This is a genomic window from Listeria floridensis FSL S10-1187 (assembly GCF_000525875.1).
In the GTDB taxonomy this organism is placed as follows: Bacteria; Bacillota; Bacilli; order Lactobacillales; family Listeriaceae; genus Listeria; species Listeria floridensis.
On record NZ_AODF01000013.1, the window covers coordinates 1 to 8,102 of the forward strand.

Annotated in this window: 8 protein-coding genes and 2 pseudogenes; 2 read left to right on the top strand and 8 right to left on the bottom strand. The window is 39.3% G+C overall.

The window, feature by feature from the left end; genetic code table 11:
- Positions 1–63: 63 nt before the first annotated feature.
- From dltC to MFLO_RS15045, 4 genes and pseudogenes are all read right to left on the bottom strand, one after another.
- Positions 64–297, bottom strand: a pseudogene (gene dltC / locus MFLO_RS06360) (D-alanine--poly(phosphoribitol) ligase subunit DltC); the annotation flags it as partial.
- Between the two features lie 19 nt (positions 298–316).
- Positions 317–1,501 (bottom strand): D-alanyl-lipoteichoic acid biosynthesis protein DltB, encoded by a 1,185-nt coding sequence (gene dltB, locus MFLO_RS06365; RefSeq protein WP_036097131.1) that lies wholly within the window; start codon positions 1,499–1,501, stop codon positions 317–319.
- The gene (gene dltA, locus MFLO_RS06370; RefSeq protein ID WP_036097142.1) at positions 1,498–3,024 is read right to left on the bottom strand and encodes a D-alanine--poly(phosphoribitol) ligase subunit DltA; all 1,527 of its coding nucleotides are present in this window, start codon (positions 3,022–3,024) and stop codon (positions 1,498–1,500) included. Before dltA ends, dltB begins: the two co-directional genes overlap by 4 nt.
- A gap of 33 nt (positions 3,025–3,057) precedes the next feature.
- Entirely contained in the window at positions 3,058–3,204 is a 147-nt protein-coding gene (locus tag MFLO_RS15045; protein ID WP_077913175.1) for a teichoic acid D-Ala incorporation-associated protein DltX, read from the bottom strand.
- Positions 3,205–3,482: 278 nt separating this feature from the next.
- Here MFLO_RS15045 and rpiA point away from each other — a divergent pair, with 278 nt between their 5' ends.
- Positions 3,483–4,154: a ribose-5-phosphate isomerase RpiA gene (rpiA, locus tag MFLO_RS06375; RefSeq protein WP_036097133.1), complete on the top strand. Its 672-nt coding sequence runs from the start codon at positions 3,483–3,485 to the stop codon at positions 4,152–4,154.
- Here the strand turns inward: rpiA and MFLO_RS06380 are convergent.
- The 3 genes from MFLO_RS06380 to MFLO_RS06390 all read right to left on the bottom strand — a co-directional run bounded on the left by MFLO_RS06380 (position 4,151) and on the right by MFLO_RS06390 (position 6,124).
- Entirely contained in the window at positions 4,151–4,774 is a 624-nt protein-coding gene (locus MFLO_RS06380) for a DUF1361 domain-containing protein (protein WP_036097134.1), read from the bottom strand. The genes rpiA and MFLO_RS06380 overlap by 4 nt on opposite strands.
- 150 nt (positions 4,775–4,924) lie before the next feature.
- Complete coding sequence (locus tag MFLO_RS06385) at positions 4,925–5,356, bottom strand: GNAT family N-acetyltransferase (RefSeq protein WP_036097136.1); 432 nt, start codon at positions 5,354–5,356, stop codon at positions 4,925–4,927.
- An 18-nt stretch (positions 5,357–5,374) separates the two neighbouring features.
- Positions 5,375–6,124 (bottom strand): alpha/beta hydrolase, encoded by a 750-nt coding sequence (locus MFLO_RS06390; RefSeq protein ID WP_036097137.1) that lies wholly within the window; start codon positions 6,122–6,124, stop codon positions 5,375–5,377.
- Positions 6,125–6,357: 233 nt separating this feature from the next.
- Between MFLO_RS06390 and MFLO_RS06395 the strand changes: the two are divergent.
- Positions 6,358–7,378 (top strand): annotated as a pseudogene (locus MFLO_RS06395) (branched-chain amino acid aminotransferase).
- Between the two features lie 55 nt (positions 7,379–7,433).
- On the opposite strand, the gene MFLO_RS06400 reads toward MFLO_RS06395, so the two are convergent.
- Positions 7,434–8,102 (bottom strand): MFS transporter (locus MFLO_RS06400; protein ID WP_036097139.1); only part of this gene is annotated, 669 nt, incomplete at its 5' end.

An 8,102-nucleotide genomic window follows, 5' to 3' on the forward strand; every position in this document is an offset into this window, starting at 1 on the left:
TAAAAAGATGAAGCCGGCCACAAGAATCGGCCCAAAGATCATCCAAAGCTTTTTTTTCATTACTTTAAGGCCCTCAAGTTGAGTGATGATCATTTCAGGAGTAGCCCATTCGTCGCGATCAAACTCGGATACTGGAACGGTGATATCCAAGTTGCTCTCGATTTCCACAAGCAATTGAACACTTGCCATCGAATCAAGCAATCCTTCGTCGAATAGTCGAACGTTTGTGTTTTCTTTTACTTCTTCTGATTCTGTAACTTCTTCTAAAATATCTAATACTTGATCACGAAATGCCATGATTAATTCCCACCTTTAATTAAAATGTTATTTTATCAAATATGCCAGAGAATATTAGGAAGCCGAAGCAGACGAAGTTGAATGTGATAAACATTCCGATGACATATGTGATTTTATTTTTAGGATAAAATTTATATTTTTTATTGATGCGCTCAAAGATGTCGAAACCGACAATGAGCAGTGCTTGATAGAGACCGTAAACAATGTAGTACCAGTGCAGTCCATGCCAAATTCCCATGATGAAGAAGTTGACAAAGTAAGCGATGTAGGCAATCGTAAACTTGCTCTTAAACCATTTTTTCTTCGTTAGCCAGAAGACTAGTCGCATAAAGATGAAATCGCGGAACCAGAAAGATAATGTCATGTGCCAACGATTCCAGAAATCCTTAATGTTGCGTGCAAGGAACGGTTTGTTAAAGTTCATTGGAGTGTTTACGCCAAGTAAGAGTGAAACACCGACTGCGAACAAGCTGTATCCTGCAAAGTCGAAAAATAGATACATACTGTAGCTGTACATATAACCAACAAGGCTCCAACCGAAATCAATATGTTTTAAAACGCCGATTTCAAGCGGTGCTTTCCAGTACATATCAATTAAGTAAGCAATAATAAATTTGTAAAGGAATCCGAGGAAAATATAGAAAATACCTCGGTTCAGCATTTGTACATACTTATCACGATCAACTGGGCCGGTTACGTCTTTTTGAAAACGTCTGAAGCGATCAATTGGGCCTGATGAAATTGTCGGGAAGAACAGCAGGAAACTAACAAACTGAGTGGAATCATATTCTTTGATTAAACCGTCGCGAATTTCCATGACCATTGTCGTTGCTTTAAACGTCAAATATGAAATCCCAAGGAAACCGACAAGCGTCATTTGACTGTCCAACAGAGGCTGTACTTTTACTAGAATCAGCGGCAAAATCGACATAATAACGGCGAGCGTGAAAATACCGCCATGATTTTTATTTTGAACACGTCGATAATTGAAATAAAGACGTACAACAATGAGCTGCCAAAAGATAAAAACTATGAAAGCAATGCCTTGCACAATATTGCTCGAAAACATGAAGAAAATGAATAACAAGGTTACAAAAGCATTATAAACTGGAAGTCTTTTCCCCATTAAATTTGCAATCACGATCGGAGCAATAAAAAGTGCAAGGATTGCAAAGTAAAAAATTGTACCGTAAGGGGTTGTCATTCGTTCACCTCATTATTTAAAACTTTGCGATCAATTTTACCATTATTGGTTAGTATAAATTCTTCTTTATAGACCCACTTGCGTGGAATCATGTAGCTTGGCATTTTAAAAGCAAGCTCTTCTTTGATAGCCTTAGAGAGCTTAAATGGTTTATCAAATTCGTGCGGGTGCGGAACAACGAAAGCTACGAGACTGTCAACTTTTCCGGATACAAATTTTGGAATCACGACAGCGCTTCTAATATAGCTTACTTCTTTTAAATTGTTCTCAATATCTTCAAGCTCAATCCGGTAGCCGTGCAGTTTAATTTGGAAGTCGAGGCGACCGTAGAAGAAAAGATAGCCATCTAAAAGCATGCCGCAATCTCCCGTGTAATAGGCATTGAAGTCACCTACCCGCTCAAATACTTTCGCGGTTTTCTCCGGCTCATTCAAGTAACCATTTGAGACACTTGGGCCAACAAGTACAATCTCGCCTTTTTCGCCCGCTTCAACTGGTTGGTGCGTTTCAGGGTCAACAATTAAAAGTCGCGTATCAGGTTTTACTTTTCCAAGAGGAAGGCTTGGGTAAGCATCAATCACGGCTTCCGTCACTTCAATCTCGGTTACAGCAACGGTTGCTTCTGTCGGTCCGTAAGTGTTAAAGACTTTTGCTTCTGGGAAACGACGCAGTAATTCGCGCGCGGTTTCTTTCGTAAGCACCTCTCCGCAAAAAATAAAGGTAGTGAGCGTATCACAATTTTCCGCGTTAAAGTCTGGGCTCAAGAGCGCGATATCCATAAAGGAAGGGGTAGATACCCAAATGTTAAGACCAAGCATTGGCAGAGCCGCATAGAGTTCTTTTAAGTTTGATGTAATAGACTTATCAACTGGGACAAGCGTTCCGCCTGAAAGCAGGCACGGATAAAGATCCATGACCGATAAGTCAAAAGAATAAGGAGCTTGATTTAAAAAGCGTAATCCTTGTGAGAGGGAAAAATCCTGCAAAAGCCAGTTTGAAAAACTAACAAGATTGTTTTGGCTAATTTGAACCCCTTTAGGCATCCCTGTACTTCCAGATGTATAAATAATATAATGATTGTCTTCGCCTCTTACGAAATTTTCATTCGTGAGTTCGGCACCATCAGTTGTTTCAATTATACTTTCAATGAGTTTCCGGTTTAAAACAACAGATTCAAATTGAATATCATTTGGTAAGTCTTCTACCGCCAGTACAAAGCAAGGGTTAGATGCACGGATAATCTGTTCGATTCGTTCGCTTGGCATTGAGACATCAACCGGGACATAAGCATGGCCGCTTTTAAGTGCTGCCATAAAAGCAATTGGCATAAGCGGGTCCATGTGACCATAGATGACAATCGGTTCCCGATTTTGTTTAGCTTCTTTAAGAAAGAAGACGGCAAGTGCATCTGATTGCTGCTTTAGTGCGTGATAAGAAAGAGAAACCCCTTGATAGTCATAGCAAGCCTTATCTGGAGTTTTCTGAGCCCATTCATCGATTCGTTCAATGATGGAAGAAGTCATAGTTTGAACACTCATAGCAAACATCCTTTCTCATTAGAATTCATTATAAATAAAGTTTGTACTGTTGGGGTTTTTAAACCCGTAAAACCAAAGTAAGCCTAATAGGACTGCCAGATAAAAAATAGTCTTTAAAACAAAGATTGTTCCTGGCAAAAATAAAAAGTGCTTTATTCTGTCCATGTTCATTCCACCCCGTTATATTACTTTTTGATTACAAATATTAAAATTAAACTATTTCTTAAGTAATAATGTAACCCAGCCATTTCTAAAAGTCTAATTACATTTTTGTAAGGTTGAAACGCTTACATGAGGCGGAAAGTTCATATTTTTTACTGTTCAAAAAGAAATCAATGCTAAAAACTGAAAAAAAAACAAAAAAATCGCTATAATAAGGGAGAAAAGATGGATTTTAAGTGCATCAAAAATGTGAAAAATGTAAGGTTGGAGGTTTTGGATAAATGAACATGAAACGTGCTGCAGGAGAGAAGGCTTGCGAATTAATTCAAGAAGGAATGCTTGTTGGTCTTGGAACAGGATCAACAGTTTTTTATACGATCGAAGCGCTGGGACGGCGTGTTCGTGAAGGCCTAAAAGTGACAGCGGTAGCAACTTCAAAGAAAACTGAACAGCTTGCATCGGCTAATCAAATCCCGCTTATTTCACTCAATAAAGCTGATGAAATTGATTTAACAATTGACGGAGCAGATGAAGTGGATGCAGATTTCAACGGAATAAAAGGCGGAGGAGGCGCACTTTTGCGCGAAAAAATGGTAGCGCTCAGTTCAAAGCAAAATATTTGGATTGTAGATGCATCGAAAGTCGTCGAACATCTTGGGAAATTTCCGCTTCCTGTTGAAGTAATTCCGTTTGGCTATAAAAAAGTAGAAACTGAACTTGCTGCGCTTGATCTTCATCCAGAACTCCGTTTAAATCAAACAGGAGAAATTTATCAGACGGATAACCAGAATTATATTCTGGATCTCAAACTTGGTGAAATTAAAAATGCCGCAAAGCTGGCACAAAAACTTGACAGCATTTCCGGCATTGTCGAACACGGCTTATTTTTAGATATTGCCGATCGGTTGATTATCGGCAATTCAGACGGAACAGTTACAGAAAAAAGACATTAAGACCTTTTAGGGAAGAAACGGAACATCAAGTACACTGCAAGTTGAAGCAGAAACATATAACAAATAAATTCGAGTTGAAACAAAGAGACATGCAAAATCTTATTTAAAGTTTCAAGCGGCTGAGTGAACAGATAAACGGTATGAAGCCGTTCAAATCTTCCAAGATAGATGCCGTAACTTGAAAGCAGCAAAACAATTGGCAAAATCACAGCAGTCCAGTTTTTCTTCATTTGATCTCGAGCGGCATCAAGGAAGAATTGCAGGGATAAATTGCCGACAAATAAACCAAAAAAGATACTTCCTGCCATAACTGAAAAGCTTTGCCATAAAAAGCTGTCTTTACGGAGAATACCATAATAATCGTAAATCCGAATCTGTCTCAAATGGAAGAAATCGGTCACGAGATAAAAAGCATTAGGGAAAAAAATAAGCCATGCAATGGAGATCAGCCAAAATATCCAAGGGTTACGTTTTTTACGATATAAGAACACGGCAATTTCAAATGGAATATAAGCCAGTGTAATATTTAGAATTAGAAAATGATAATAATCAAGTACGAAAAAAAGAAGCAACATCAAGCCGAGATAAAAGAATCTGCAGACCCATATCAGCTTTCTCATAACTTTTGCACTCCTTTCAAGCTGTCTGTTATCTATTATACATGCTTTTGAAGGATCTTTAATAAAAATTAAAGAAAAAAATCAAACGATAGCGAAGTACAAAAAAACAAGGAGTCTAAGAAAGAGACTCCTGTTTTTTTTCGTATTAAATTAAAGTTGCTTTTGCATCTCTTTATGATCGATGCCGGCATCTAGGAAAATATCCGAACATACCTCATAGCCGAGTTTTTCATAGAATGGAATGGCAGTTACTTGCGCGCCGAGTTTTAGCTTTGTAACGCCTTGAATTCTTGCTTCATTCTCGATAGCTTCCATAATTTTTCGGCCTGATCCTTTGCCGCGAGCGAAGGCTTGCGTGCAGATTCTTTCCACCTTACCGTATTCAGGAAGAATACGGAGCCGCCCAGTTGAAAGCGGAGTTTCGTCCATATCATAATCGACAAACATCAGCGTTTCCGGTTTCTGATCGAACTCATCCCATTCAAGCTCAGGCGCCACATGTTGCTCCACTACAAAGACATCATTCCGAATTTTAAGCGCATCCTGACGCATTTTTTCAGTTGTTGCTTTTCTAACAGTCACTAATTTTAACTCCCTTCATCAACTGCTCATGCTTTCCAAATCAAAGGTATTTGTTGGTAGCATGTATGTCAAGCTTGGTTTCAAAAATGGCTGCCAGTAGGTCCAGCGATGACCACCTTGAAATAACTGGAACGTTGCTTCGAATCCCTTTTCTGTCACAACTTGATTTAGTTTTTGATTAGGCTCCAAAAAATTATCAACGGTATGGGCAGTCGTTTCCACTTCGTTTTCTTGATCACCGACTATATGGAATAGTTTAAGTGAGCCTGGTTTGGCATTTTGAGTCATGTTAAGCAAATCGTCATTTACAAATGGCGAATGAAGGATCGCATTTCCAAATGTATAAGGATATTCCAAGCAAGCTTTAAGTGAGACGCTCGCACCAAGTGAATCACCCATTAAGAAACGACTACCAGCCATTTGAAAGGAAGGAAACAAATTTTCAAGAAAAGGAACGAGCTCATCCGCCAGAAAACGAATATAAGCTTCGTTTTGATCACCATCTGGATGGTATTTACGACGTCTGTCTTCCACTGTCTTGTATGGAAGAAATGCAAAAACAGATTTTTGTATTTCATTTGTTTGAGTAAGTTCATCGACAAGTTTGGGCATTTTTCCAAAGCGAATATAGTCCTTTCCGTCTTGAACGATAAAAAGCGGATACTTATATAGAGGTGAGTATTGCGGCGGTAAGTAAATAATGACTTCCATTTCCTCATTCAAGTGTTTACTAAACAATTTTTCTTCGAGCATTTTTCCTTCAGCCATATCAATCTCTCCTCTCATTTTCTTTAGAATGTTTCTATTTTATCATGAATTCTTTAAAAAGGAAGTGTTTTTTGCTTAATTTGAATAAATAATTTGAAAATACTTTTAATTTCGATATTTTTTTGTATTCCAAAATAACACTGATAAAATTACTGAAAGCTGAATCATGTTGTGCTATACTAGAAAACAAATGATGCTCCAATGTAGGTTGGGCGAAGAAAGTAGGGGACGTAATGCCGAAAGACATTGATTGGAAAAATTTAGGTTTTAGTTATATTAAAACAGATAAGCGCTACATTTCTCATTATAAGGATGGAAAATGGGATGAGGGTTCTTTAACAGAGGACAATGTTCTTCACATTAGTGAAGGTTCAACAGCGCTTCATTACGGACAGCAATGTTTTGAGGGCTTAAAAGCTTACCGGGCGAAGGATGGTTCGATTAATTTATTCCGTCCTGATCAAAATGCACAGCGAATGCAAAGAAGTTGTGAACGTTTACTGATGCCGCAAGTTCCTACTGAGAAATTTATTGAGGCTTGCAAACAAGTGGTGGCTGCAAATGAAGATTATTTGCCACCATATGGAACGGGGGGAACGCTATACTTGCGTCCGTTTGTTATTGGTGTTGGCGATAATGTAGGTGTTCAAGCAGCACCTGAATATATCTTTTCCATTTTTTGTACGCCAGTTGGTGCGTATTTTAAAGGCGGATTGCAACCGGCTAATTTTGTGGTATCTGAGTACGACCGAGCTGCACCACGCGGTACGGGAGCTGCGAAAGTGGGCGGAAACTATGCGTCAAGTCTGCTTCCTGGAAAAGAAGCAAAAAACCGCCAGTTTGCGGATGCTATTTATTTAGATCCTGCAACACATAAAAAAAATTGAGGAAGTCGGAGCAGCAAACTTTTTTGCAATTACGAAAGATGATCGTTTCGTGACACCTTTTTCTCCTTCAATTTTACCAAGTATTACTAAATACTCACTGCTTTACTTAGCAGAACATCGCCTCGGACTAGAAGTCGAAGAAGGAGATGTTTATATTGATCAGCTGGATGATTTTAAGGAAGCAGGAGCCTGTGGTACGGCAGCAGTTATTACACCAATCGGCGGAATTCAAAATGGGGATGATTTTCATGTTTTCTATAGTGAAACGGAAGTGGGTCCTGTGACACGACAACTGTATGATGAACTTTGTGGGATTCAGTTCGGGGAACGTCAAGCACCTGAAGACTGGATCGTGAAAGTGAAATAAATTTGTTAGCAAAATCGGCCGTTCTCATATGAGAACGGCCGATTTTTTTGGCGTTTTAAGCATCTTTTGTCCGATGGTTTTTCGGTAAAATAAAATGAAGTACGTAACTAAGAATTGCAAGGGCAAACATTGTCCAGAAAACGGCATGAAGACCGCTGTAAAGGATTTTATGTAGCGAATCAACAACGTTCGGGTCAATGCTCGCAGCCGTTTTTGGACTGATGAGTAAGTTGAGGTTGTTTCGATCTACGCCAGCCTCGCTTGTCTTGCCAAACTGAGAAGCAAGTATCGAATTGAAAATGGTTCCGAGCACCGCGACACCAATGGTTTGACCCACTGTCCGGAATAGTGTATTTGAAGCCGTAGCAATACCGGTTTGACCGCGCGGAACGGCATCTTGAACGGTGACGGTGGTTGTCGTAAAGATTATCCCGAAACCAAAACCCATCAGTGCACTATTTAGATAGAAGAAAATGTCGCTTGTTTCTTGCGGGAAAAGAGCTAAAATAAGTCCACTTGCGATGGTGAAAATGATGCCAATTCCGACGGTTTGGCGGTTTCCGATTTGCATCAGTAGCTTACCGCCGATAAATGAACCAATGATCCACGTGATTGATAGCGGCGCGATCATTAAGCCGGCAATTGTGGCGCCGTGACCAAGCATTCCTTGTGCCCACATTGGAATGTAAACATTAATACCGATTAGAAAAGCACTGATAAAAAA

Excerpts from the sequence above, each read along its gene's own strand:
- rpiA (WP_036097133.1), top strand. The coding sequence starts at position 3,483 with ATGAACATGAAACGTGCTGCAGGAGAGAAGGCTTGCGAATTAATTCAA.
- MFLO_RS15045 (WP_077913175.1), bottom strand. The coding sequence starts at position 3,204 with ATGGACAGAATAAAGCACTTTTTATTTTTGCCAGGAACAATCTTTGTT.
- dltB (WP_036097131.1), bottom strand. The coding sequence starts at position 1,501 with ATGACAACCCCTTACGGTACAATTTTTTACTTTGCAATCCTTGCACTT.
- dltA (WP_036097142.1), bottom strand. The coding sequence starts at position 3,024 with ATGACTTCTTCCATCATTGAACGAATCGATGAATGGGCTCAGAAAACT.
- MFLO_RS06380 (WP_036097134.1), bottom strand. The coding sequence starts at position 4,774 with ATGAGAAAGCTGATATGGGTCTGCAGATTCTTTTATCTCGGCTTGATG.
- MFLO_RS06390 (WP_036097137.1), bottom strand. The coding sequence starts at position 6,124 with ATGGCTGAAGGAAAAATGCTCGAAGAAAAATTGTTTAGTAAACACTTG.